The organism is Marinobacter sp. ATCH36 (assembly GCF_023555055.1).
Classification (GTDB): Bacteria; Pseudomonadota; Gammaproteobacteria; order Pseudomonadales; family Oleiphilaceae; genus Marinobacter.
On the sequence record NZ_JAMJPL010000003.1, the window covers coordinates 344,077 to 368,878 of the forward strand.

25 protein-coding genes and 1 tRNA gene are annotated in these 24,802 nt (G+C 56.5%); 17 read left to right on the plus strand and 9 right to left on the minus strand.

Annotated elements, in window-relative coordinates; all coding sequences use genetic code 11:
- From uvrC to M8010_RS12515, 3 genes are all read right to left on the minus strand, one after another.
- Entirely contained in the window at nt 1-1,878 is a 1,878-nt protein-coding gene (gene uvrC, locus M8010_RS12505) for an excinuclease ABC subunit UvrC (protein ID WP_250091652.1), read from the minus strand.
- Entirely contained in the window at nt 1,862-2,527 is a 666-nt protein-coding gene (uvrY, locus tag M8010_RS12510; protein ID WP_250091655.1) for a UvrY/SirA/GacA family response regulator transcription factor, read from the minus strand. The genes uvrC and uvrY overlap by 17 nt, the downstream gene beginning before the upstream one ends.
- A gap of 101 nt (nt 2,528-2,628) precedes the next feature.
- Complete coding sequence (locus tag M8010_RS12515) at nt 2,629-2,880, minus strand: YheU family protein (RefSeq protein WP_250091656.1); 252 nt, start codon at nt 2,878-2,880, stop codon at nt 2,629-2,631.
- Nucleotides 2,881-2,997: 117 nt separating this feature from the next.
- Between M8010_RS12515 and M8010_RS12520 the strand changes: the two genes are divergently transcribed.
- From M8010_RS12520 to M8010_RS12545, 6 genes are all read left to right on the plus strand, one after another.
- Nucleotides 2,998-3,702 carry an AzlC family ABC transporter permease gene (locus M8010_RS12520; RefSeq protein ID WP_250091657.1) on the plus strand — a complete coding sequence of 235 codons (705 nt, stop codon included), beginning with the start codon at nt 2,998-3,000 and terminating at the stop codon, nt 3,700-3,702.
- Nucleotides 3,695-4,033, plus strand: coding sequence for a branched-chain amino acid transporter permease (locus tag M8010_RS12525; protein ID WP_250091658.1), 339 nt, complete (start codon nt 3,695-3,697; stop codon nt 4,031-4,033). Before M8010_RS12520 ends, M8010_RS12525 begins: the two co-directional genes overlap by 8 nt.
- A gap of 3 nt (nt 4,034-4,036) precedes the next feature.
- A complete protein-coding gene (locus tag M8010_RS12530) occupies nt 4,037-4,636 on the plus strand; it encodes a DUF938 domain-containing protein (RefSeq protein WP_250091659.1) in 600 nt (199 codons plus the stop codon).
- A gap of 31 nt (nt 4,637-4,667) precedes the next feature.
- Nucleotides 4,668-4,943 (plus strand): acylphosphatase, encoded by a 276-nt coding sequence (locus M8010_RS12535; RefSeq protein ID WP_250091660.1) that lies wholly within the window; start codon nt 4,668-4,670, stop codon nt 4,941-4,943.
- An 11-nt stretch (nt 4,944-4,954) separates the two neighbouring features.
- The gene (locus tag M8010_RS12540; RefSeq protein ID WP_250091661.1) at nt 4,955-5,902 is read left to right on the plus strand and encodes an AEC family transporter; all 948 of its coding nucleotides are present in this window, start codon (nt 4,955-4,957) and stop codon (nt 5,900-5,902) included.
- A 117-nt stretch (nt 5,903-6,019) separates the two neighbouring features.
- Nucleotides 6,020-7,045, plus strand: coding sequence for a GGDEF domain-containing protein (locus M8010_RS12545; protein ID WP_250091662.1), 1,026 nt, complete (start codon nt 6,020-6,022; stop codon nt 7,043-7,045).
- Nucleotides 7,046-7,077: 32 nt separating this feature from the next.
- On the opposite strand, the gene M8010_RS12550 is transcribed toward M8010_RS12545, so the two are convergent.
- Nucleotides 7,078-7,168: transfer RNA gene (locus M8010_RS12550), tRNA-Ser, on the minus strand.
- A 269-nt stretch (nt 7,169-7,437) separates the two neighbouring features.
- Here M8010_RS12550 and M8010_RS12555 point away from each other — a divergent pair.
- The 3 genes from M8010_RS12555 (at nt 7,438) to M8010_RS12565 (ending at nt 11,998) form a co-directional block, all read left to right on the plus strand.
- Complete coding sequence (locus M8010_RS12555; protein WP_250091664.1) at nt 7,438-10,716, plus strand: carboxyl transferase domain-containing protein; 3,279 nt, start codon at nt 7,438-7,440, stop codon at nt 10,714-10,716.
- Nucleotides 10,717-10,799: 83 nt separating this feature from the next.
- Nucleotides 10,800-11,330, plus strand: coding sequence for an isochorismatase family protein (locus tag M8010_RS12560; protein WP_250091665.1), 531 nt, complete (start codon nt 10,800-10,802; stop codon nt 11,328-11,330).
- Nucleotides 11,331-11,347: 17 nt separating this feature from the next.
- Nucleotides 11,348-11,998: a cupin domain-containing protein gene (locus tag M8010_RS12565; protein WP_250091667.1), complete on the plus strand. Its 651-nt coding sequence runs from the start codon at nt 11,348-11,350 to the stop codon at nt 11,996-11,998.
- 19 nt (nt 11,999-12,017) lie between these two features.
- Here M8010_RS12565 and M8010_RS12570 read toward each other — a convergent pair whose 3' ends face one another.
- On the minus strand, nt 12,018-12,545 hold the full coding sequence (locus tag M8010_RS12570) for a lipocalin family protein (protein WP_250091668.1): 528 nt from the start codon (nt 12,543-12,545) through the stop codon (nt 12,018-12,020).
- Between the two features lie 571 nt (nt 12,546-13,116).
- On the opposite strand from M8010_RS12570, the gene M8010_RS12575 reads away from it, so the two are divergent.
- Entirely contained in the window at nt 13,117-14,178 is a 1,062-nt protein-coding gene (locus M8010_RS12575; protein WP_250091670.1) for a Glu/Leu/Phe/Val family dehydrogenase, read from the plus strand.
- Between the two features lie 61 nt (nt 14,179-14,239).
- Nucleotides 14,240-15,646, plus strand: a complete 1,407-nt coding sequence (locus tag M8010_RS12580) for a sodium-dependent transporter (RefSeq protein WP_250091671.1) — start codon at nt 14,240-14,242, stop codon at nt 15,644-15,646.
- Between the two features lie 62 nt (nt 15,647-15,708).
- Here M8010_RS12580 and M8010_RS12585 read toward each other — a convergent pair whose 3' ends face one another.
- The 3 genes from M8010_RS12585 to M8010_RS12595 are packed head-to-tail and all read right to left on the minus strand — an operon-like array spanning nt 15,709 to nt 18,704.
- The gene (locus tag M8010_RS12585; RefSeq protein ID WP_250091673.1) at nt 15,709-16,896 is read right to left on the minus strand and encodes an MFS transporter; all 1,188 of its coding nucleotides are present in this window, start codon (nt 16,894-16,896) and stop codon (nt 15,709-15,711) included.
- Nucleotides 16,897-16,904: 8 nt separating this feature from the next.
- Nucleotides 16,905-17,732, minus strand: coding sequence for a CheR family methyltransferase (locus M8010_RS12590; protein WP_250091675.1), 828 nt, complete (start codon nt 17,730-17,732; stop codon nt 16,905-16,907).
- Between the two features lie 39 nt (nt 17,733-17,771).
- Nucleotides 17,772-18,704 carry a chemotaxis protein CheV gene (locus tag M8010_RS12595; protein WP_250091676.1) on the minus strand — a complete coding sequence of 311 codons (933 nt, stop codon included), beginning with the start codon at nt 18,702-18,704 and terminating at the stop codon, nt 17,772-17,774.
- A 196-nt stretch (nt 18,705-18,900) separates the two neighbouring features.
- Here M8010_RS12595 and flgA point away from each other — a divergent pair, with 196 nt between their 5' ends.
- From flgA to M8010_RS12610, 3 genes are all read left to right on the plus strand, one after another.
- Nucleotides 18,901-19,605 carry a flagellar basal body P-ring formation chaperone FlgA gene (gene flgA / locus M8010_RS12600; protein ID WP_250091678.1) on the plus strand — a complete coding sequence of 235 codons (705 nt, stop codon included), beginning with the start codon at nt 18,901-18,903 and terminating at the stop codon, nt 19,603-19,605.
- 182 nt (nt 19,606-19,787) lie between these two features.
- Nucleotides 19,788-20,114 carry a flagellar biosynthesis anti-sigma factor FlgM gene (gene flgM / locus M8010_RS12605; protein ID WP_250091680.1) on the plus strand — a complete coding sequence of 109 codons (327 nt, stop codon included), beginning with the start codon at nt 19,788-19,790 and terminating at the stop codon, nt 20,112-20,114.
- 7 nt (nt 20,115-20,121) lie between these two features.
- Nucleotides 20,122-20,592 (plus strand): flagella synthesis protein FlgN, encoded by a 471-nt coding sequence (locus M8010_RS12610; RefSeq protein WP_250091681.1) that lies wholly within the window; start codon nt 20,122-20,124, stop codon nt 20,590-20,592.
- A gap of 34 nt (nt 20,593-20,626) precedes the next feature.
- Here the strand turns inward: M8010_RS12610 and M8010_RS12615 are convergent, their stop codons facing one another.
- Nucleotides 20,627-21,319, minus strand: coding sequence for a cyclic di-GMP-binding domain-containing protein, MshE-related (locus M8010_RS12615; RefSeq protein WP_250091683.1), 693 nt, complete (start codon nt 21,317-21,319; stop codon nt 20,627-20,629).
- 217 nt (nt 21,320-21,536) lie between these two features.
- Here M8010_RS12615 and M8010_RS12620 point away from each other — a divergent pair, with 217 nt between their 5' ends.
- From M8010_RS12620 to M8010_RS12630, 3 genes are read left to right on the plus strand one after another with little or no spacing between them, the layout of a single operon-like run.
- Nucleotides 21,537-22,154: a peptidylprolyl isomerase gene (locus tag M8010_RS12620; RefSeq protein ID WP_250091684.1), complete on the plus strand. Its 618-nt coding sequence runs from the start codon at nt 21,537-21,539 to the stop codon at nt 22,152-22,154.
- 29 nt (nt 22,155-22,183) lie between these two features.
- Nucleotides 22,184-24,097 (plus strand): bifunctional tRNA (5-methylaminomethyl-2-thiouridine)(34)-methyltransferase MnmC2/FAD-dependent 5-carboxymethylaminomethyl-2-thiouridine(34) oxidoreductase MnmC1, encoded by a 1,914-nt coding sequence (mnmC, locus tag M8010_RS12625; protein WP_250091686.1) that lies wholly within the window; start codon nt 22,184-22,186, stop codon nt 24,095-24,097.
- 60 nt (nt 24,098-24,157) lie between these two features.
- The gene (locus M8010_RS12630; RefSeq protein ID WP_250091688.1) at nt 24,158-24,790 is read left to right on the plus strand and encodes a CBS domain-containing protein; all 633 of its coding nucleotides are present in this window, start codon (nt 24,158-24,160) and stop codon (nt 24,788-24,790) included.
- Nucleotides 24,791-24,802: the final 12 nt, after the last annotated feature.

Sequence of the window (24,802 nt, forward strand, 5' to 3'; positions counted from 1 at the left end):
CTATTCGTCATGCAATACTGCGTAGATGGTTTCTGCCAGATTCCTGCTGATTCCCTGAACCTTGGACATTTCGTCGACACTGGCCTTTCGAAGTTCCTGAATGCCACCAAAGTAACGAATCAGGTCTCGGCGTCGCTTGGGCCCGACTCCCTCGATACCCTCAAGGGTAGACTGCCGGCGTTTCTTGTCACGCCGGGCACGATGACCGGTAATTGCAAAGCGATGTGACTCGTCCCGGATGTGCTGTATAAGGTGCAGCGCCGGAGAATCGGCCGGCACCCGGTAGAGGTCGCCAGTCATCGCATCGATCAACTGCTCCATGCCTGCACGCCGTGTCACACCCTTGGCCACGCCGATCAGCGGAATATCGGTAATTTCAAGCGCATCAAACACTTCCCGGGCAATGTTCAACTGCCCCTTACCACCGTCGATGAATACCAGGTCCGGGCGTTTGCCTTCACCTGCCACCATGCGTTTGTAGCGCCTTGTCAGCACCTGGCGCATGGCGCCATAGTCGTCCCCGGCGGTAACGCCTTCAATATTGTACAGGCGATAGTCGCTTTTCAGGGGCCCATTCTCGTCGAAAACCACGCAGGATGCGACCGTGTTTTCACCATGGCTGTGGCTGATATCAAAACATTCCATGCGGGACGGTGTCTCGGCCAGGTCCAGCAAGTCACGCAACGCCAAAAGGCGACGATAGACGGTTTCCTTGCTGGCAAGGTGAGACAGCAAGGTCTGGCGGGCGTTGGTCATCGCCAGTTCCAGCCAGCGCCGGCGCTCGCCGCGCACATTCTTGCGGACACGCGTATCGCGCCCTGCCAATTCCGTTAACGCCTGTGACAACAATTCCTGCCCGTCCACATCAACAGGAACCAGAATATCCGGGGGAATTTCCCGCCGGGTGCTACCGCCGAAATAATACTGTCCAAGGAAGGCGCTTAACAGTTCGCCTTCTGACTGCTCGATGCTGTATCTCGGGAAATAATCCTTGGTGCCCAGCACACGACCACCGCGCACGATAATAACAACAATACAGACCACTCCGGCGTCCTGGGCAATCGCGACAACATCCGCATCACCGCCCTCGCCGTCCACGCTTTGCTGTTCCTGTACGTGGCGAAGGTGATTGATCTGATCCCGGTAGGCAGCCGCTTTCTCGAACTCCAGGTTTTTTGAGGCCGTTTCCATCGCAGCCATCAGGTCCTTCAGAATGGCTGGGTTTTTACCCTCCAGGAACATGGTGGCGTGGCGCATATCTTCCCGGTAGTCCTCCGGCGTAATGAACTCCACACATGGGGCGGTACACCGATTGATCTGATACTGCAGGCACGGGCGGGTTCTATTTCTGAAATAGCTTTCACTACAGGATCTTATACGAAATATCTTCTGTAGAATATTAAGACTTTCCTTGACCGCACCGGAGCTTGGAAACGGACCGTACCAGGTACCGCCACCCTTTTTTGTGCGTCCACGACGAAAGGTCAGCGACGGGTAATCATCGTGTGATGACAGGTAGATATAGGGATAGGATTTGTCGTCCCGCAGCAAAATGTTATAGGGCGGCCGCAGAGATTTGATCAGATTCTGCTCAAGCAGCAGCGCTTCCGTTTCGCTGCCGGTGATAGTCACTTCAATAGAGTTGATCCGGGAAACCAGAGCCTCGGTTTTCGGGGCCAGGCCCGACTTACGGAAGTAACTGGTTACCCGCTTTTTGAGGTTACGGGCTTTACCGACGTACAGCACATTGCCGTTGGTGTCGTACATACGGTAGACACCGGGCCGTTCAGTCAGTTGTTTGAGGAAGCTTTTGGTATCGAACTCCCTGTTGCTCTCTGCCTCGGCAGTATCGGCTGGAGAATCAGACCTTGTCGGCATCAAGCAACCCGAGCCTGACCGCCATCAGCGCCAACTCAACGTCACTGGAGATCTCCAGCTTCTCGAAAATGCGATAGCGGTAGCTGTTTACGGTTTTGGGACTGAGGCAGAGCTTGTCGGAAATATCCTGCACTTTCTGGCAATCCACCACCATCAGCGCAATCTGCATTTCCCGTTCGGACAACCGGTCGAAAAGCGTTAATTCGCCATCTTCGTCCCGTGCATCGCCGCCGCCGAGCTGTTTCAGCGCCATCTTCTGGGCGATTTCAGGGCTGATGTACCGCTGCCCGGAGTGGGCCATGCGAATGGCTCGCACCATTTCCTTGATATCGGCACCCTTGGTGATATAGGCGGATGCGCCTGCCTGCATGACCCGCGTGGGATAGGGGTCGTCGGCACAGGCCGTTACGGCTATCACCCGAACAGCATCATCAATACGAAGAATACGGCGGGTTGCTTCCAGCCCACCAATGCCCGGCATGCGGATATCCATCAGCACGATGTCCGGGCTGTCTTTGCGCACAAAGTCGATGGCATCCTCACCGGAGGAAGCCTCGCCAATCACGTCAATATCGGGGTTATCCGCCAGCATCCGGGTAATACCGGACCTGACCAGTTCATGGTCATCTACAACCAATACCCTGATCAAAACTCACCTCGCATGCGGCTTTATTAGAATTATCGAATTGTACCGGTTAAGGGTGCCCGGCGGTAGGTGCATCCATTAACACCGGGACCCTGTCACGCGCTTTATACCGGCACACCCAGGCTTGCGGTATTCTCAACCGGATCAAACCAGACCACCAGATCCCCACGCCGGACTGCAGATTTCACACGTTCCCGCTCTGACATGGGGTTTTCTGTATCATTGAGCCCGTGATAACGAGTGCAGTACTCATCAACGAGTCCGTCAAGCTGATCTCCCGAGAGCAGCTGCGCGTCTACTACGAATTTCTCTTCCCGTGGGTCTGGCTGCGGCTCCTGGCCTGTTTTATCGGTCATGGTCTGCTCCGCCTCAAACCGGTAATGGTAATGGGTTTGAGGCGGATGTAGAAGGCCCGACTTCTCAATACCCCCACGATTCTCTATCATGCCCTGCTTTCATATGTCCGGGGCCCTATGAACCAATCCGTTTTCCGTCTGACGCTGCCAATCCTGTTCGGCTACCTGCCTCTGGGTATGGCCTTCGGCGTGCTGTTTGCCACGCAACTGGATTATCCCTGGTGGGCCGCGCCAGTCATGGGCATCCTTATTTACGCTGGCGCCGGCCAGATTCTGGCGGTAAGCCTGCTTGCCGCTGGTGCGGGCCTTTTGGAAGTGTTTGTGGCCATGTTCGTGCTCAATGCCCGCCACCTGTTTTACGGGTTGTCTCTGCTGGGCCAGTTTCATGGCGCAGGATGGCGCAAGATCTATCTGATTTTCGGGCTCACAGACGAGACCTATTCCCTGCTCACGAGCCGGAGGCGAACTGGTGACAAGCACTATGAACAGACAGTGGATTTTCGCATCACGCTCTTCAACCAGTGTTACTGGGTTGCTGGTTGCGCTTTGGGCGCACTGCTGGGTGCCAATGTGGCCTTTGACAGCACTGGCATCGAGTTTGCGCTGGTGGCCTTATTCATCGTGTTGACCATTGAACAGTTCAAGGCTCTGGGGGATATTTTCCCCATCGCAACGGGAGCTGCGGCCGCCGGCATCGCCATACTCGTTCTGCCAGCAGCCCACCAGCTGGTCGGCGCCATCGTGGTTGTAAGCGTGGTTCTGCTGGTGCACTACCACAAAAACCGTGGTCTGAAGCCAACAGAGGGCGTGAATAATGGCTGACACCTGGTATCTGGCCGGCTTTATCGCCGTCGCTGCAGCAGCGACCTTCGCAACCCGAGTGATCCCTTTTCTATTCTTCCAGAGGCACACCGAGCATCCCCTGGTTCGTCATCTGGGCCGCTATCTCCCAGCGGCGGTGATGGCATTGCTGGCAACGGTCTTCCTGCAACGGTCTGCGACCTGGAACAACGCCTTGCCGGGGCTGGACGCCCTGTTACCAGCCATACTGGTGGTGGGCATCCACCTGTGGCGCCGCAACGCGCTTTTATCAATTACCTCTGGCACGATAGCCTACATGGTCATCGTGCAACTGAATCTGATACAGGCGTAAACCATGGCTCGTGACAAGCCCTACTCCCAGGCCTGCGAAAACAACAAGCAACCCATTCTCGAACGCATCCGGGACATATTCATCAACCCGGGAACCATACTGGAAATCGGTACCGGTACGGGCCAGCATGCCGTTCATTTTGCGGCGGCCCTTCCCCATCTGATATGGCAGCCGAGTGATCGCCCCGGTGCCACCGACCACTGTATCGGATGGATTGAGGATGCCGCCCTTCACAACGTACGCCCGCCCCTGGAACTGAATGTGGCGTCGGAGATCTGGCCATTAGACAGTATTGATGGCGCCTACTCTGCAAACACGGCGCACATCATGGCGTGGGAGGAAGTTGAAGCCATGTTTGCCGGCCTCGGCAAACGACTGGGATCAGGCAAGCCATTTTGTCTTTACGGCCCGTTCAGCTACGGTAAAAAGCATACCAGCGACAGCAATCGTCAGTTTGACCGGCACCTGCGCCAGCAGTCGCCGCAGATGGGTATCCGCGATGTGGATCATCTGCTAACTCTGGCGCGACAGGTTGAGTTCCGGCTTGAAAACGACCTCGAGATGCCCGCCAACAACCGATTGCTGGTGTGGCGTAAACTGTAAACAGACATCCGATTATAGGAGGAGCCAAACCATGAGCAATCAGAGGCAGACCATGCTGATCAGTGGCAAGGTTCAGGGCGTCTACTACCGGGCATCGGCGGCGGAAAAAGCACAGCAGATTGGCGTGACTGGCTACGCGCAAAACCTGTCCGACGGGCGCGTCAAGCTGGTGGCCGAGGGTTCCCCGGCACAGTTGACTTCCTTCAGGCAATGGTGCCACGACGGTCCGCCAGCGGCCGAAGTGGACATGGTCAATGCCACCGAAGGCGCCGCAACCGGTGAATTCACCGGCTTCGAGGTTCGGTAACCGCCGCCAGGATGACGCTACTCGGAACCTTCCTAAACACTCTTGAGACCACTCTGCCGGTTTTCGCCATGGTGTTCATCGGTCTTGGCCTCAGGCGCCTGGGCTGGATTGATTCCGCCTTCATCAATACCGCGTCGGCATTGGTCTTCCGTGCCACCCTGCCGACGCTGGTGTTTCTCAGCATCGTGCGAGCCGATCTGGAAACTACCCTCAATCCCGCTCTGCTGGGGTTCTTCGTGGTTGCGACGTTCGCCAGCTTTATGCTCTGTTGGCTATGGGCGCTGCGCACTGTTCCGATGGCGGATCGGGGCGTCTATGTTCAGGGGGCATTCCGGGGTAATTGCGGCATCGTTGGCCTTGCGCTGGCCGCCAGCCTCTACGGCGGTTACGGCCTGTCAGCGGGCGGACTCTTGCTGGGCGTGGTCATCATTTCCTACAACGCCCTCTCGGTAATCGTGCTGACCACCTATCAACCGGGGCAAACCGCCAGTTGGGCTCGCATTCTCGGGGATATCATTCGTAACCCCCTGATTCTGGCGGTGGTAATTGCGGTTCCTTTTGCATGGTCTGGCCTGGCCCTCCCGGCCTGGCTGATGACCAGCGGTGATTACTTCGCTTCCCTCACCCTGCCCTTGGCGCTGCTGTGTATCGGCGGCACTCTGTCACTGAGTGCCATGCGCAATGATCGCAAACTGGCTGTCAGCGCCAGTATCATGAAGATGGTCACACTACCGGTGTTGTGCACACTGGCGGCCTGGCTGGCCGGGTTCGAGGGCAGGGAGCTGGGGCTGATGTTCCTGTTTTTCGCCAGCCCGACCGCGGCCGCCAGTTTTGTGATGGTCAAGGCATTGGGTGGTAATGATCGCCTTGCAGCCAATATCGTAGCGCTCTCCACACTCATGGCCAGCGTGACGGTGACAGTTGGTGTGTTTGTTTTACGCAGCGCCGGAATTGCCTGAACACGCCTAATGCATAAACAAGATACAGGATTTACACTGTGAACCAGGCTTCGGAAATTCATCCAATCCCGAGCAGGCAGAATCGCGCTTTACTCCGGGTAGTGATCGGTGATGCACATGAACAGCATTCTGGACAAACTGGCCCTGACTGTCGCTGAAGGGGACGACCTTGAATCTCTGGTGCGGTCGCTTCTCGAGCTCCTGGAAGCCATAACGGGCCTGGAGTCCACTTACCTGACCTCAGTAGACCAGGAAAATGGCGTCCAACGCATTGTCTTCTCCCGCAACAGCAAAGCACTCAATATTCCCGAGGGCCTGACGGTTCCGTGGGGAGACACGTTGTGTAAACGCGCTCTGGACGAAGGGCAAATGTATTCTGATAACGTCAGTCGCGATTGGGCAGATTCCGAGGCTGCCAGGGCGCTTGGACTGACAACTTACATCAGCGAGCCGGTCTGTGTCGGCGACAACGAACTGTATGGCACCCTCTGCGGCGCGAGCCGGGGCAAAGTCATGGTATCGGATCATGCACGCCGTATACTGACCATGTTCAGCAAACTCATTGCCCGGCAACTGGAAAGAGACCAGTTGCTGGCAACCCTCAGGCGTGAACATATTACCCTGACCGAATTTGCACTGACCGATCCACTCACCGGCATCCCCAACCGCCGTGCCATGGAGAACGAATTGAAACGGTCAATGGCCAATGCCGATCGCTCCAAAAACGTTGTTCACCTCGCGTTCATTGACCTGGATGGTTTCAAGTCCATCAACGATGAATACGGACACGACGCCGGGGATCGTTTCCTCATCGAGATGGCAAAGTCTCTGAAAAACGGAATGCGTGAGGGAGACTTCATTGCACGAATCGGTGGTGATGAGTTTGTGGTATTCGGTGGCGCATGTTCCGGCGACCACGAAAACGGCCGAACCGCCATCCGCATGCGGCTGGAGGATCTGACCAGGGGCACGTTTAATCTCGGAACCACAGCAATCAACTATGCCGGAGCAAGCGTGGGGGTTGTTACGTCAGATCCAGGGGTGAGAGATCCGGAGGCCTTGCTGAAAAAAGCTGACGAGAAAATGTACGCAATCAAGAGGGAGAGGCGTTTGCGAGCTGTCAATCGCCCAATCGGCCAATAAAAAACCCCAGCATTTCTGCTGGGGTTTGTTATTGGCGGAGAGGGAGGGATTCGAACCCTCGAAACGCTATTAACGTTTACACACTTTCCAGGCGTGCGCCTTCAGCCACTCGGCCACCTCTCCAATAAACTGTTCCAAATCAGCAACGTCGTCGCTCATTTGAGGGCGCAAACTCTAATGGTTTTATCGCGGTTTGGCAACTCCAATTTTCAAACTCCTCGCCTGAATTCCTTTTACGGCTACCGGTTGAACAGATTCAGCACAATCAATGCCGTTGATATTCAGGGATAAGTAAAGATCACTTCAACCGCTGGCTCCAGCGGGCTAGGCTACTGTGTTAGCGCGCAATATCAGTACCAGGAACAACATTCCAGATAAGGATACCCCGTTACATGCCCTTCCAACGCTTGCTGATTGCCAATCGAGGCGAAATTGCTATCCGTGTTGCCCGTGCCGCCGCGGAGCTCGACATCCCCACCGTGGCAGTCTATGCCCAGGACGACAGCCAGTCGCTTCATGTGCGCAAGGCAGATGCCGCAGCGGCGCTGGACAAAGCCGGAGTCGCAGCATATCTGGACGGGGAGCAGCTGATCGGCATTGCCAGGGACTATCACTGTGACGCCATTCATCCGGGTTATGGGTTCCTGAGTGAAAGTGCGGATTTTGCGCGCCAGTGTGAGACTGCGGGCATCTTCTTTATCGGCCCCTCGCCGGCGGCGCTGGATGTTTTCGGAGACAAAGCCAGTGCCCGTCAGCTTGCTAAAAAGCACGGTGTGCCGTTGATTCACGGTACCAACGAACCAACCAGCCTGACCTCAGCCAGGTCTTTCATGAAATCGTTGGGGGAACATGGCTCCGTTATGCTCAAGGCCATCGCCGGTGGCGGAGGCCGGGGCATGAGGCCCGTTCATTCCCTCGACGAGCTTGAGTCTGCTTTCAACCGGTGCCAATCGGAGGCATCTGCGGCTTTCGGCAACGGAGACCTCTACGTTGAGCAGTTGATCCCCAACGCCCGTCACATTGAAGTCCAGATCATTGGCGACGGCACTGGTGTGACGCATCTGTGGGAGCGGGACTGCACCCTCCAGAGACGCAACCAGAAGTTGATTGAGTTAGCACCTGCGCCAGGCCTGGATCCGACGCTGAGGGCCCGGCTTCTGGCGGATGCCGAGATGCTTTCACGTGCCGTAGGATATCGCGGATTGTGTACCATTGAGTTCCTGGTGGACGCCAAAGCTGGCCAGTATGTATTTCTCGAAGCCAATCCCCGCCTACAGGTTGAACATACGATCACCGAGGCAATCACCGGGCTGGATCTGGTTCAGCTACAGATTCGGGTGGCGGCGGGTATGTCACTCGCTGATATTGGCCTTACCAGCGCTCCGGAGCCCAGGGGCCAGGCCATTCAGCTTCGCATCAACCTCGAAACCATGGCAAAAGATTGCAGCACCAAACCCGCCGGAGGCAGGATAGCCATCTACGAGCCACCCTCGGGTCCCGGCGTACGGCTGGACGGCTACGGGTACAGCGGTTACACCACCAGCCCGGCCTATGATTCCCTGCTGGCCAAGCTGGTAGTCCATTCCGAAGGTGATTTCCCCACCCTGCTCCGCCGTGCCTATCGTGCCCTGTGCGAATTTCGGCTGGAAGGCGTTCCCAGTAATATTGCATTTCTTCAGAACCTGCTCAGACACAAGCAGGTGCAGGCATACGATCTTTCAACCCGGTTTGTTGATACGCACATGGCGGAACTCGTCCCCGACGAGACGTCCCTGCATCCAAACCTGTATTTCAGCGAAGCAACGCCAATGGAGGATCCTGGCCAGACCCCGCCGAGCAGTCCCGAGGGGGCCGAATCCATTACATCACCGGCCCAGGGTGTTGTGATCAGTATTGATGTTCACCCCGGGCAGATGGTGGTTGAAGGCCAGCCAGTTGCTGTCATCGAAGCCATGAAAATGGAGTTGGTGATAAAGGCCGGGCAAAGTGGTCAGGTCATCTCCATAGCCGTCGGACCTGGCGATACCGTCTTTGAACAGCATCCATTGATTTTCATTGAACCCGCGGATGTTAAAGCCGCTGAAGTCGATACGGAAGAAACCGTTGACATGGAACGCATCCGCGCGGACCTGCAGCAGGTGCTATCCCTCCACGAGCAGCTTGCCGACGAAAACCGGCCCGAGGCGACGGCAAAACGTCGCAAGACCGGCCAGAGAACTGCCCGGGAAAACCTGGCTGATCTGCTTGATGATGACAGCTTCATGGAATACGGCGCACTGGCCCTTGCTGCACAACGTACACGGCGCAGCCCGGAGGAGCTTCAGGCTCTCAGCCCGGCCGACGGCCTGATTGCAGGTATCGGCATGGTGAACGGCGACCATTTCGGCCCGGAAACTGCCCGCTGCATGGCCATGAGCTACGACTACACCGTATTCGCTGGCACGCAGGGAGTGATGAACCATAAGAAAACCGACCGCATGCTGGAACTGGCAGAAAAACAGCGCCTGCCTCTGGTGTTTTTCACCGAAGGGGGTGGTGGCCGCCCCGGCGATGTGGACTGGGTTGGTGTGGCCGGGCTCGATTGCACCACCTTCATGCGTATGGCGCGGCTCAGCGGGAACGTGCCCCTGGTAGGCATTGCGTCCGGACGTTGTTTTGCTGGTAACGCCGCCCTGCTGGGCTGTTGTGACGTTATCATTGCCACTGACAATGCCACCATTGGCATGGCGGGGCCGGCGATGATTGAAGGCGGCGGGCTTGGCCGTTTCATGCCAGAAGAAGTCGGGCCGGTGTCTGTACAGAGCCGCAATGGCGTGGTGGATATCGTCGCCAGGGACGAGGCAGATGCCACCCGGATCGCCAAACAGTACCTGGCATGTTTTCAGGGTGACCTACCGGCGAGTGACGCCGCAGACCAGCGAGAATTACGGCATCTGATCCCGGAAAACCGTCTCCGCGTATACGACATCCGCAAGGTCATCGAAACCCTGGCAGACCAGGGCTCCGTGATTGAACTTCGCAAGCATTTCGCACCCGGAATGATTACCGCCCTGGTACGAATCCGTGGCAAGGCCTTCGGACTTATTGCCAATAACCCCATGCACCTGGGCGGCGCCATCGATGCAGTTGCCGCAGACAAGGCTGCCCGCTTCATGCAGCTTTGCGACGCGCACGGCCTACCCTTGATTTCCCTGTGTGACACGCCGGGTTTTATGGTCGGCCCCGAGGCGGAAAAACAGGCCACCGTGCGCCATGTGTCTCGGATGTTCGTCACCGCTGCCAGCATGAAGGTACCGTTTTTTACGGTGGTACTACGCAAAGGTTATGGTCTTGGCGCTCAGGCCATGGCCGCCGGCAGTTTCCATGCACCCATGTTTACCATCGGCTGGCCCAGCAGTGAATTCGGAGCCATGGGTCTTGAGGGGGCAGTCCGTCTCGGGTTTGCCAAGGAGCTCGCAGCTCATGAGAACGAGGACGAACGTAACGCCCTGTTCAACAAACTGGTGGCACAACTCTACGAGCGGGGCAAGGGGGTCAGCATGGCCAGCTTCCTGGAAATCGACGCAGTCATTGACCCCGCCGAAACCCGGGACTGGCTGATCCGGGGTCTGAACTCGGTCGATCCCGAATCGCTCAGTGGCGGCCGCAGTCCAATGGTCGACACCTGGTAGCCAACAAGCCGCAGAAACCGGTGACAGGTTTGTGCAATACTGGGGATAACACACGCCCCGACCGCAATGAGGAGAAGACCGCCATGCTGATGAATGCCGAGCAATCGACACTGGTACTGGTAGACCTTCAGAAGAAGCTGATGCCTGCTATCAGCCATGGTGATTCGGTACTGGCTGAAAGTGTGCGACTCGCGCGAATTGCGAAGCTATTGAACGTGCCCGTGATTGCCACAGAACAGATTCCCGAAAAACTGGGCCACAACGATGACGACGTCGCCGCACTTGCTGACCAGACGGTGACAAAGATTCATTTTGACGCCTGTGGCGGCGGCCTGGTGGATGCGATGTCCGACGACCGCAAGCAGGTCATCATTGGCGGCTGCGAGGCCCACATCTGCATGTTGCAAACAGCCCTTTCCCTGCTGGCGGCAGGTTTTGGTGTCTGGGTAGTGGAGAATGCAACCGGGTCTCGTCATGAAAATGACCGCGATGCTGCCCTGGAACGCCTGCAGCAGGCCGGGGCAACCATTGTGACGGTGGAAATGGTGGCCTTTGAATGGATGCAACATTGCGAGCATCCATGCTTCCGGGACGTCCAGAAACTGATCAAGTAAGGATGGTGGAGATCGTCATGCTTAACATGGACTTCAGCCAGAAAGTGGTTATCCATACGCCTGATCAGGAGTGGATTTCCAGCCCGTCTGGCGGGGTTTTCCGTAAACCCCTGGCGCGCGAGGAAGCGGAGCGTGGCCATGCCACCAGCATTGTCCGTTACCAGCCCGGCGCCAGCTTCAGCCGGCATGAACATCCCCTTGGCGAAGAAATTCTGGTACTCGAAGGCGTATTTTCCGACGAAACCGGTGATTATGGCGAAGGCTCTTACTTGCGCAACCCGCCCGGCAGTGGCCATGCCCCTTTCAGCAAGGAGGGCTGTGTGCTGTTTGTAAAGCTTCACCAGTTTGATGAACGTGACACCGCTACCGTCCGCATCAATACCAACAGTGCCGAGTGGTTGCCTGGCATTGGCGGCCTTGAGGTGATGCCATTGCATGAGTTCGAACATGAACACGTGGCGCTGGTGAAATGGCCTGCACATGAGAAGTTCCAGCCTCACCGTCACTTTGGTGGCGAAGAAATACTGGTACTCTCCGGCGAGTTTTGTGACGAAAACGGACGCTATCCTGCCGGTACCTGGATGCGCAGCCCTCATATGAGCCAGCATTATCCGTTTGTGGATCAGGAAACCGTTATCTGGGTCAAAACCGGCCATCTACCCTTTTAAGTCAGCCGCCCCTGAGGATTTACCGATTGCGGCCCTGATCAACCACGATCAGTTCCTCAAGGTCGAAGCCCTTCGCTATTGCTTCCTCTCTGAACGCGGCCAGAGCTTCGTCGTCCACGGTGGGCGTTTTGGAAAGAAACCACAGGTAATCCCGGTCGTAACCGGTGATGTAAGCATACTCATAATCGTCATCAAGTCCGAATACCACGTAAGACGCGTAGAAGGGGCCGAAGAATGACACTTTCAGGTGCCCATTACGCTCGTCACTGACGAAAACCGCGCGACCCTCGGCTTCCTCCCATTGGCCGTCTTCTTCCGAATAACCCCGGTTAATCACCTGAATGCTGCCGTCATCCTGCACTGCATAGTCTGCTGTGACGTTGGACAGCCCCTCCTCGAATGAATGGTCCAGTCGGGCGATTTCATACCAGGTGCCTTCATAGCGCTTTACATCCAGCTCACTGACAGGGTCAATGCCCTCAGGCACACCGGTACACCCTGCTACAAGAATAACAACGAAAATGATCAGACTTTTTGCAAAGGGCATAGATGGATTCCTGACTGATGAATATGCCGAAACCGGTAACCCGTTCCGGATCTGTAAAATTAACGTTTACGTAAAGTGGAGCTATCTGCCTGTATGCATTAAATTTTTCAAATCTGTCGAGAAATGTGTGATCTCGGACCATTGACGATGATGTAAAAGCTATCTAATCTTTTTTCCCGTTGGGCCTCAAAAGGGCCCCACACAATGAAATCAAGCCAACCGGCCAACCCGCCGGGGCACAACAACAAAACGACCACAGAAGCCGTGATCCGGCCTGGTGGAAGAGGATTTCAGTATGTCACTGCCAAACCCCTCCCCGATGATGGGCTCCCACGCCCGTGATCTGCAACTCCCGTTAACGCCTCACCGGAAGCATTCCGTTTCTGCATCGCGATCATCTCACTATAACCCTGTACGAAGTTCCATCTTAAAGCGATTGCCGCTGCCCCAGCCCGGTATTTGATCGCACCGTCGACCGTTAAAACTTCGCTTTCGGATTTGCCCGCAATCAGCCAGTGCATCCGGAACCGGGGCGAACCCCTATGCAAACGCGTTAACAGGAACCAGAACAATGACTGTATTCACACATCCCGAATTCGACCACCACGAACACCTGACTTTCTGCTGCGACCCGGAAACCGGGCTGCGGGCCATTATCGCCGTTCATAATACCTCCCGGGGACCGGCGCTCGGCGGCTGCCGGATGTTTCCTTACACAAGCGACGAAGAAGCCCTTCGTGATGTTCTGCGCTTGTCACGGGGCATGACTTACAAGTCTGCCCTGGCCAATCTCGACCTTGGCGGCGGCAAGTCCGTCATTATCGGAGACCCCCGCAAGCACAAAACCGAAGCCTTGCTGGAATCCATGGGGCGCTTCCTGGAACAGCTCGGCGGGCTCTACATCGCGGCAGAGGATTCTGGTACCAGCGTCGCAGACCTCAGGGTTATGGGCCGCCAGACGGCCAATGTCGCCGGTATCAGGGAACGCCCCGGCTTCGATGGCAAACCAAGCAACGGTGACCCGTCACCCGCCACAGCGTGGGGCACCTTCGCAGGCCTCAAAGCTGCAGTGAAACACAAACTCGGCCGTAGCGACCTTGAAGGTCTCACGGTAGCCGTCCAGGGCATCGGCAATGTGGGTTACCGACTGGCTCAACATCTTACCGAAGCCGGCGCCAAATTGTGGGTGTATGACATCCATCAGGACCAGATGGACCGGGCAGTAGCGGAGCTCGGCGCCACACCCGCCACTGCCGAGGAAATCCTGTATCTGCCGGTAGACGTGGTGGCGCCCTGCGCCATGGGAGCGGTACTGAATGACCTGTCCATTGCAAAGCTCCAGGCTCCCATCGTCGCCGGCGCCGCCAATAATCAGCTTGCCGGCCCGCTTCATGACGAAATGCTCTGGAAACACGGCGTGCTCTACGCACCGGATTTTGTCATCAATGCCGGTGGCATCATTGATGTTTATTACGAGCGCACCGGACCGGACCCGGATGCAGTCCGGAAACACGTGGACGCCATCGGTCAGACTCTGCATGAGATTTTTGAGCGTTCAGACCGCGATGGCCTGCCTACCGGGCAGATCGCCGACCAACTGGCGGAAGAACGATTCAAGCACTTTTCCCGTTGAGGGCTGGTCACACAGCCCTCACCCACTCCCCCGAAAACAAAAACAGTAACAGGAGAATTCAATGAGTAATGCTTCTTCTTCCGCCACAGGCGGTGCCATGGACAAAGCGGCAGCCGCACGCGGGCTCTGGTCCTCGCGGCTAGCGTTCATACTGGCGGCAACCGGCTCTGCGGTAGGCCTCGGCAACATCTGGAAGTTCCCTTACATCACCGGCGAAAACGGTGGCGGTGCATTCGTTCTGGTGTACCTGCTTTGCATAGCAGCCGTAGGCCTGCCCATCATGATGGCCGAGGTTCTGATTGGTCGCCGTGGCGGCCACAGCCCCGTCAACAGTATGAGGGCGATCACCAAGCAGGAAGGGCTGAAGTCCGCATGGCGCTGGTTAGCCGCGATCGGTGTGTTGGCCGGGTTTCTGATTCTGTCGTTCTATTCAGTGATTGGTGGCTGGGCCATGTCCTATGTGGGCACGGCCGCTACCGGGCAGCTTGCTGGCCAGACCGCCGAGTCCATTGGCGCCATTTTCACCGGACTCTTGGGTGATCCCATCAAACTACTTATCTGGCACACCCTGTTCATGGCACTGGTAATGATTGTCGTCGCCCGTGGTGTTCGCTCAGGGCTTGAGCGTGCTGTGAGCATATTGATGCCCGCCCTGTTCGTATTGCTGCTCATTGTTGTGGCTTACGCCATGACCACCGGCCATTTCGGCCAGGCGGTAAGCTTCCTGTTCCAGCCGGACTTCTCCAAACTCACCACCTCTGGCGTACTGGTGGCCCTGGGGCATGCTTTCTTCACACTCAGCCTGGGCATGGGCATCATGATGGCTTACGGTTCCTATCTGCCGAAGAATATTTCCATCGCAAAAACCTCGGTTACCGTTTCCGTGATGGATACGCTGGTGGCTCTGCTGGCCGGACTGGCGATCTTCCCGATTGTCTTTGCCAATGGTCTTGAACCGGGTGCAGGCCCCGGGCTGATTTTCCAGACCCTGCCGCTGGCGTTTGGTCAGATGCCGATGGGGAGCCTGTTCGGCACGCTGTTCTTCGTGTTGCTGATTTTCGCCGCCTGGACGTCCGGTATTTCGTTACTGGAGCCAATGGTGGAATGGCTTGAGGAGCAGAAAGGCATGAACCGGACCGTGAGCACGCTCGGTGCAGGCATCGCCTGCTGGTTACTGGGCATTGCTTCCATACTGTCCCTGAACCTGTGGTCAGACGTGGCGCCATTGGGCATGTTCACAATGTTCGAAGGCAAAACCATCTTCGATCTGCTGGACTTCCTGACCGCCAATATCCTGCTGCCACTGGGTGGGCTTCTGGTGGCGGTATTCGTGGGCTGGTTCCTGTCCCGTAAGGCACTGGAAGAGGAACTGTCCATGTCGCCTGCTGCCTTTATCGCGTGGTATCGGGTGCTGCGCTACTTCACCCCGATTGCCGTAGCTATCGTGTTTATCTACAACCTGGCTTGATCGCGAGCTGGCGCAGGTGCTCTGCCCGGGCACCTGCGCCACCCTTCCCTACTGATCCCCGGCTATTCCGCCGATTCTGTTGATACCCGGCGACTCATAAGCCAGACCGCCATCAGCACACCGTGAAGAATCAGGAACGGCACAGCAATCAGCAACAACCCCGTCCATTCAAATGCCGCCAGGACTGCACCGGCGCTCAGCGCAGCGGTTGCCTGTGACCCGAAGACCATCAGATCATTCAGTCCCTGAACCCGGAAGCGTTCCTCATCACGATAACCCTGTGGCAGTAAGGTGGTGCCCCCCACAAACAGGAAATTCCAGCCAATACCGAGCAAAATCAGAGCAGACAGGTAATGGTGAAAAGTGATGCCACTGAAGGCCAGCAACACGCACCCGAGATACGCCAGCAACCCCAGCCCCATCATCCGGGGAATACCCACAACCCGGATCAGCCACCCGCTCACCAGCGACGGCAGATACATGGCCATGATGTGAATCTGGATAACCCATTTGGCATCCTCGAGCTGATGATCCGCTATTTCAGTCATGCTCAGCGGAGTTGCGGTCATAATAAAGCTCATAATCGCGTAACCGACCGCAGCAGCACTGATCGCCGCCCAGATGACCGGTTGTCGTAGAATGGCAGCCATTGAACGGCCACCCCCTACTGCGGCCGTTCGTACGTGTTCGCCACTGGCGCGATACCCGACCACCAACACCACCATGGCAAGCACCTGCACTGCACTCAGCGCAAGCCATCCGCCCATGAATGGGTGGTCCGCCTGTTCACCACCGCCAGCCAGCGCGACTTCCGGTCCCAGCCAGGCCGCAACCAGCCCGCCCAATAGCACTCTGGCTGCAGCTGAGCCCGCCATGTCGGGAGACACTGATTCCATGGCGGCGAAGCGGTACTGGTGCACCACTGCCAGTCCCGTTCCGCCCACCACGGCGGCTGCACACAGCAACGGAAAATTGACTGTCCAGGCGGCTAGCGCTCCAAGCAAACCCGCCACCGCCCCGGCAAAGGCTCCCAACAGCATTACCGGCTTTCGTCCCGTGCGCTCCATAAGCCAGGTCGCGGGTTTGATTGCCAGCACGGTACCCACAACCACAAGCCCTACGGGCAGCGTTGCAAGTTCAGGCGACGGTGCCAGCAAGCGGCCATGAATGCTTCCGATAAACACAATGAAAGGCGCGGTGCACATGGCAAGCGCCTGGGCGGCGACCAGTATCCATACATTGAGGGGCATGGGCGGACCTATTTCTTCCTGTAAATGATCCCTGGGTGGCACTGCACCATTTCGTAAAGGTGGGGTAACCCGTTCAGCGATTCCGACGCTCCCAGTATCAGGTAGCCTCCCGGATTCAGAGTGGCATGGATACGGGTCAGAATGTCCTTTTTCAGCTCAGCCGAGAAGTAGATCAGTACGTTTCGGCACATCACAATATCAAACTTGCCAAGCATGTAGCGTTCGAGCAGGTTCAGCTCCCGGAACTCGACCATGCTCTTGATTTGCGGCCTGATCTGCCAACTGCCGTTTATGGCGGGGGTAAAAAACTGCTTTTGCCGGTCCGGCGACAGACCACGACCGATGGCAATCATCTCGTACTCACCGCGCCGAGCCACCTCCAGCACGCTTTTGGAAATGTCCGTGGCGGTGATTCGCACGTCCCGCAGTCGACCCGGCCGTTGGCGACGGAACTCTTCAATAATCATCGCTACGGAATAAGGTTCCTGGCCAGTCGAGCAGGCCGCCGACCAGATACGCAGGGACTGTGCCCCCTTCCGGTCACCAAACTCTGGCAATAACTTTTCCTGCAGGATACGAAACGGGTGGTTATCCCGAAACCACAGGGTTTCATTCGTCGTCATCGCATCAATCACGACTTCCTTGAGGCTGCTGCGGCCAGTGCGTTTCACCCGCTCCAGAAGCTCAGCCAGGGTGTTGAGCTTGTTTTCTTCCATGATTCTGCGCAGGCGACTTTTGACCAGGTACTGTTTGTTATCCCCAAGCAAAATGCCACACGCATCCTGCAGGAATGTCTTGAAGGCCTCGTATTCCTGTGGCGTTATTTCAGCTTTCATCTGATCTCAATATTGGGTGAGTCGGAAGTGAGCGCAACTTCACTGCTCGCGGTCGATGATCTCCATGACCCTTTCCGCCAGCTCATCGGGACTGAATTTGGCCATGAAGTCATCGGCACCTACTTTCTGAACCATGGCCTTATTGAACACGCCGCTGAGCGATGTGTGCAACATTATAAAAACATCCCTGATGGCAGCCTCATTCTTGCATTTGGTCACCAGAGTGTACCCATCCATTTCCGGCATTTCGACATCAGAGATAATCAGTGACAGGTGATCAACGGCACGGGAACCGTCCGCTGTAATTTCCCTAAGGTAGTCATACGCCTGTTTGCCGTCGTTCCTGGTAACCACGTCCATGCCAATGGCGGTCAGACAGCGCTCAATCTGGCGTCTCGCGACAGCCGAGTCGTCCACCACCAAAACCGGCAAGTGGCCCGGCGCACGTGCTGCACTTTTTGTACGCAGCTCTTCGCCGACGTCCTGCTCGAGGGGTGAAACCTCGGAAAGGATTTTTTCTACATCAATGATCTCGACAATTCTGTCATCAATGCGGGTAACAGCAGTCAGATAAACGTCCTTGCCAGCCCCCTTGGGGGGCGGAAGTATGTCTTCCCAATTCATGTTCACGATGCGATCAACGCCACCGACCAGGAATCCCTGGGTCTTGCGGTTGTACTCGGTAATGATCACGAAGCAGTTTGCCAATTCCTCCCGGGGAACCCCCGGAAGCCGAATGGACATGGCAAGATCAATGATTGGAATAGTTTCTCCCCGGATATGCGCGACACCACATATCATGGACCGGCTGTTCGGAATCGAAGACAACTTCGGGCACTGGAGCACTTCCTTTACCTTGAACACGTTGATGCCATACATCTGTTGGCCGCGGAGCCGGAATAGCAGAAGCTCCAGGCGGTTCTGTCCCACCAGCTGTGTACGCTGATTAACGCTGTCCAATACCCCTGCCATCGTCTCTTCTCCTGCTCGCAACGACATGTTGCCGGCACGCATCTTGCTGCATACCCGATTACGCCAAATGGCACCTATTATGTGCCGGTTTATTGACTCCTGAATGGGCTTAACGGCCAAATTCGAAAATCATTGAGAATTTGCCGAATTACCTGCCCTTACCCGATTATCGACAGCATAGGACAAACTGCAGCGTATGCGCATCACCAATTTCGTTACCGCACTGCTAATGTCTACCATTGCAGGCACTGCGATGGCATCCAATACCACGGCAGAGCAGATCTATTCCGCCGCCCAACAGTTCCTGGAGGCATTTGCGGAAGAACAGGCGCAAGAAGGGTTCTCCGTAGCTCACAATACCGGTAAACCGGACGCCCGTCTTTCCCTGGCCACCTGCAATAGCCCACTGGCTGTTTCTTTCAGCGGCGACCCCTGGAAGACCACACAACCGTCACTGCTGGTTTCCTGCGAGGGTGACCGGCCCTGGCGTATGTTCCTGCCGGTCTCCGTGACCATCACCGGAGATGCCATGGTGGCCGCCCGCACTCTCGGCAGAGGCGAGAGACTGACGGACAGCGCATTACGTACTGACTCGGTTGTGGTGAACTCTGTCCGGCGCGGCGCCATTACCAGCGCCGATCAGCTCGTCGGGATGGAAATGCGACGTGGGGTGAATGCTGGTACCGTATTCACCCCTGATCTGCTGCTGAGTCCTGCGGCTATAGAACGTGGCGATCATGTTATCATCAGTGCCCGCAGTGGAAATTTTTCGGTAGACTCCCGTGGCAAAGCTCTGGCCAGTGGCGGAATCGGCGAGCAGGTGCTTGTAGAGAACCTGTCTTCATCCCGAACGGTACGCGCCCGTGTGACAGCACCGGGTCGCGTAGAGATCCCGATGTAGTGTCGGCTTCCGCGGCATTCTCTGACCGCAGGCGGCAAACATTTGCCGTCGGTCGACAAGATGACTGACTTGTAATCAACATCGTGTAAAAATTTGCTAAAGAAATGTAAAAGCATGCCGTTACACAGGTATGAAACTCGTGGAGCCGCCCAATGCGGCCGATCAGCAAAGCAGGTAACGTTATGTCAGTTGACTTTAATGGAATAGGCCCAGGCCAGGTCAACACCCAGAAAACCACGGCCGACAAATCTTCCGGTGCACAGACTACGCAGCCCTCTGCAGGGGAGCAGGCGAAAGCGCAGACTCAGGGTGCCCGGGGGGAAAATGTTAATCTGAGCAGCCAGGCTAAAGACCTTAAGCAGCTTGAACAGAAACTGGGCAATTATCCGGAAATGGACGATGATCGCATCGAACAGATTCGCTCTGCCCTGGAAGACGGCTCCTACAAGATCGATGCTGAGAAACTGGCCCAGAAAATGCTTGAGATGGATGAAAGCATTTTCGGGTGAGTAAATCATGGCCGCAATCGATGAACTGAAAGATCTTCTTACCGAGGATATCCGCCAGCTGGAAATTTTGGCGGATATCCTCAATCAGGAAAAAGCCTGCCTCTCCGGCTCTGACATCCGTAAGCTCGAATCACTGACCGGCGAAAAAAACAGGTTGCTGGAACAGGTCCGTGAAAGTGCAAAACGGAAAATCCGCTTGCTGGTTGCCATGGGCTTTCGCCCCGAAAGTGGCGAACCTTCCCGATTCATACGCAGCGCAGGGCTGCCAGACCTTCTCGCACTCTGGGAGGAAGCCGACCGTCGCCTGCGAACCTGCCAGGAAATGAACCAGACCAATGGCAGGGTGATCAGCCATCTTCAGAAGCGCCTTTCCCGCCTGACTGACATATTCCGTGGCGTTGCAGGACACCAGAAGCTCTATGGCGCTCAGGGAGAGCAGAAAGCAGTCTCTCATAGCACCATTCTTGCAAGCGCCTGAGCCCTCATCCTCATGACCATCTACACTGGCGTTACTAGCGGGTGTAGATAGTCATCTTTGAATCAGGGTGAAAACGGATGTTGTCAATGGTGATATTGCCCATTGACGGCCCCCGGCTTCCACTGACACGGATATTGTCCATGCGAATCTGTTCGATCCGCTCTGGAAAGGCCATGCGCATGCCACCGTTCGCCAGCAATTCATAACGCGGTTCATTGCCGCGATAGTGCACACCGGTAATGGTCAAATCCGAATCCAGAAAATTCAACAGCGGCACGAAAATATTCGTGGTCACTGTTAGTCCCTCGACCACCTCCGGTTCAGGCTCTCTGATGTCACCCTGTTCTCTACCCTGCCCGTAAACGCCAGCCAGCTCTTTATCATTCATCGGTGCAAAACCGGGCTGTTCGTATAGTTGGCCAGCTTCGGAAAAATCCCGGGATTCACTCGTACCATTGCTTGCGGCAAAGCTCACCAAAGGCTGAAACGGCAGAACCGCCATGGTGACCAGCGCAGCGGCGTTGCGGTACCGGGATTGATGTTTCAGAACCCGCTGGAGCTCCCGCTCGGTAATCCAGCCGGACTGCACAAACACTTCACCCAAGCGCTGGCCGGTTTCCTGCTGAAGACGCAGGCCTTTTTGCAACTGACTGACGGAAAGATAGCCCCGATTGATCAGCAGCCGGCCGAGGCGGGATTTTTCTTCAAAACCCTGACGGATTTTCACGGTATACCTCCACTGTATTCACTGTGATTGCCGTACAACCCGGCCCGGCCTGAAAACGTCAGCACCGCTGGCGTGTTAGATAGTTTGTTAATGCTCGGTAACCAGCGCGGATTGTGGCCGACCTGGCTGCGGATATCTGCTAAAATCCGCCCTCAGGCAGCGGTCATCAAAGTATGGCAGCAAATGACCCGGAGCTAACAACGTGAGCCATTATAGAATGATAAATCCCGTTAAACCGTTTCGATATGTGATGCAGATCGTTCTCTGTGTAACCCTTCTTTTGGGCATGACTTCACCACTGTCCGCCCAGGAGCTCGAGAACGAGCTTCCGCAGGTGATCATTGAAACCAGTGAAGGTGTGATTGAAGTAACGCTGCGTCCGGACATTGCACCGGAGACCGTCGACAATTTCATTACCTACGTTGAGAACGGATTCTACGAGGGAACCATCTTCCACCGGGTTATTCCGGGCTTCATGATTCAGGGTGGCGGATTTGACAAAAACCTCAACCGGAAGCAGACCCGTGGACCTGTGCGCAACGAAGCCAAACCGACAGCCAAAAACCTGCGAGGCACCGTTGCCATGGCCCGCACCAGTTCTCCTGATTCCGCCACGTCCCAGTTCTTCATTAATCTGACTGACAACAGCTTCCTAGATGCCGGTGTACGCGGGCCGGGCTACGCCGTTTTCGGCAAGGTAAGCGGCGGAATGGGTGTGGTGGATGCCATCGCCGGCAAGCAAACCGGTCAGTCCGGCGGTATGGCGGATGTACCGAAAGAACCCATTGTTATTCGCAGTGTGTCTCAGAGACAGGCCGATAGCGCCTCACAGTAACAACAGCTTGATAATACGGTGACAACACAGTGACTGCGGAGACCAGGGCCCCATCCATCGAGACAGCTGTCATAAAGTGGCATGACGGTGTCCCCTGCTCCACCCGTTTTGACGATATCTATTTCAGTCGTGATGATGGGCTGGAAGAGTCCCGTCATGTGTTCATCCGCCACAACCAATTGGCCGAGAGGTTCGCCAGGGTTTCGGCTGGCGGGTCATTTGTGATCGCTGAAACGGGCTTTGGCACCGGGCTGAATTTCCTGGCTGCCTGGCAGGCCTGGGAAGCCGAAAACCCCGGTGATGACAGGTGCCTGCACTTTGTTTCCGCTGAACGTTTTCCCCTTGACCGCGAAGATCTGAGCCAAGCTCTTTCCCTGTGGCCCGAGCTCGGAGATTACGCAGCCCGGTTGCTTGAACACTACCCCCCGCCGGTCCATGGGGCTCACCGTCTGGTATTGGCTGGTGGACGTATCCGGCTAACCTTGTTCTTCGGCGATGTTCTGGAAGCCTGGCGCGAACTGGACTTCCACGCCGACGCCTGGTTTCTGGATGGCTTTGCTCCAGCCAAGAACCCGGGCATGTGGGAAGAAGCAGCAATCACCGCTCTCAGAAGGCATAGCAAACCGGGCACCACCCTGGCCACCTTTACGGCTGTCGGTGAAGTTCGCAGGCTGCTAACGAATGCCGGATTTAACATGCGGAAATTGCCTGGCTTCGGTCGCAAACTGGAGATGTTGGCCGGTCAACTTCCCGCGGAGCCAGAGGTGAGCTGCACAAAAAGCCCGATAGCTTCGCGCCCCATCGCGATTATAGGAGCGGGCGTTGCTGGCAGCCTGCTGGCTCGCAACCTGGCCGAGCGGGGGTGTGACGTAACACTGATAGACAAGGCGCCTGAGGCGGGAACGGCGGCATCCGGTAACTATCAGGGCGCGCTGTATGTGAAACTTGGCGTGGAGTTCAATGACCAGGCCAAGCTTGGCCTGAGTTCATTGCTATTCAGTCAGCGCTATTACGCTCAGTCTGGCGGCGAATACTGGCACCCGACCGGCCTTATCCAACTGGCCTACAATGATTCAGAGGCGAACCGGCAGAGCCGGTTCACTGCACGGAATGATTACCCACCGGCAGTACTTAGCGCGGTCAATGCCAGTGAAGCTTCCCGCTTGGCTGGAATCCCCCTTCAAAGCGGCGGCCTGTGGTTCCCCCACAGTGGCTGGCTGGAGCCAGGCATGCTGTGCCGCTCGCTGACAAACCACCCGCGGATACAACGCTGTTTCGGCTTCGATGTTCACCGGCTGACCCCCTGCAATGGCAAGTGGCATGTTGCGGGAACCGGTGAGCAGGATGTTGTTGCCGACCGGGTAGTCATCTGCGCTGGGCATCTCAGCCCGAAGCTGATACCGCTGCGCAACGAATTTCGCTTCCGAACCATTCGTGGTCAGGTTTCCCATTTGCCGGAATCCTCCCTGAATAAACCGGCGGTCGTGCTCTGCGGGCCCGGCTATATCAATCCCGCTCATCAGGGAATTGCGCTGGCAGGGGCAAGTTTCGATCTTCACGATCACTCACCGGCATTGTCTACTGAAAGCCACCGCGAAAACCTTTCGATGCTTGCTTCCATGGTGCCTGAAGCACTCAACGTCAAAGCGGAACCGATCGATCCGGCCATGCTCGAGGGGAAAGTCGGTTTTCGGTGCACAACTCACGATTACCAGCCGGTTGCCGGCCCTCTGTCGGACTCTGCAGGACGCATTCTTGAAGGTATCGACCTGTTTACCGGGCTGGGCAGCAAAGGCCTGAGCTACGCGCCCCTGCTGGCGGAGTACCTGGCCGACCGTATCAGTGGCCAGCCACAGTGCCTGCCAGCATCCCTCGCCCGACGGGTGGCAACTCTGCGCTGCCACAGGCCAAAAACCTCGCAATCGGAAACTATTGGCGCCTGAAGATATCCAATATCCGGCCGATAACCTTAAAAGGCCCTGTTATTACCGGAGCAAACCAAAATGTCCATTCATGTCAGTGAACCCGGCCGACCGGTCGGCACGCGTCTTCCGGAGGTGTTCAGAGGCCGCCGCGTTGGCGACGTTACTGAACTGACGGAATCCCATCGAATTGACGTCAGCCACAGCGAAACCACCGACGCCGAGTTTCAGCTGGCGGCCAGGTCTGGCCGTCATCGTGCGCTTGAGGAATATGGCGCTGCCGCAGCCGGGGAGCCCAAAGAACGGCGGGCGTACCTCCCGGTGTCCCAGATCTGCACACCGGCTCTGTTTTCGTTGCCAGCCGACGCCTCGGTGGCCGACGCACTGGATACCATGGAAGAAAACGGTATACATCACATTGTCATAACCGCCGAGGGCAATGTAGCGGGGCTTGTGGATCTGCGATGGTTACTGGTCTGGCTGCACCGATCTAACGCCAACGACCTGAGTTCGGGTTTCATGAATATCGAGTTACCAGCGTTTCTGACCGCCTCGCCTGAAACCGATGCGCATCAACTGGCGAGACTCATGCTGGCACACCAACTCAATGCCGCTCTGGTCATCGACGAGACCGGCCATCCAACCGGGATCGTAACCAGCACCGATTATCTGCGGATTTACGCCAGTGTAGGAAGACATGAGGGCAGCGTTTAAGAGCCGCAAATA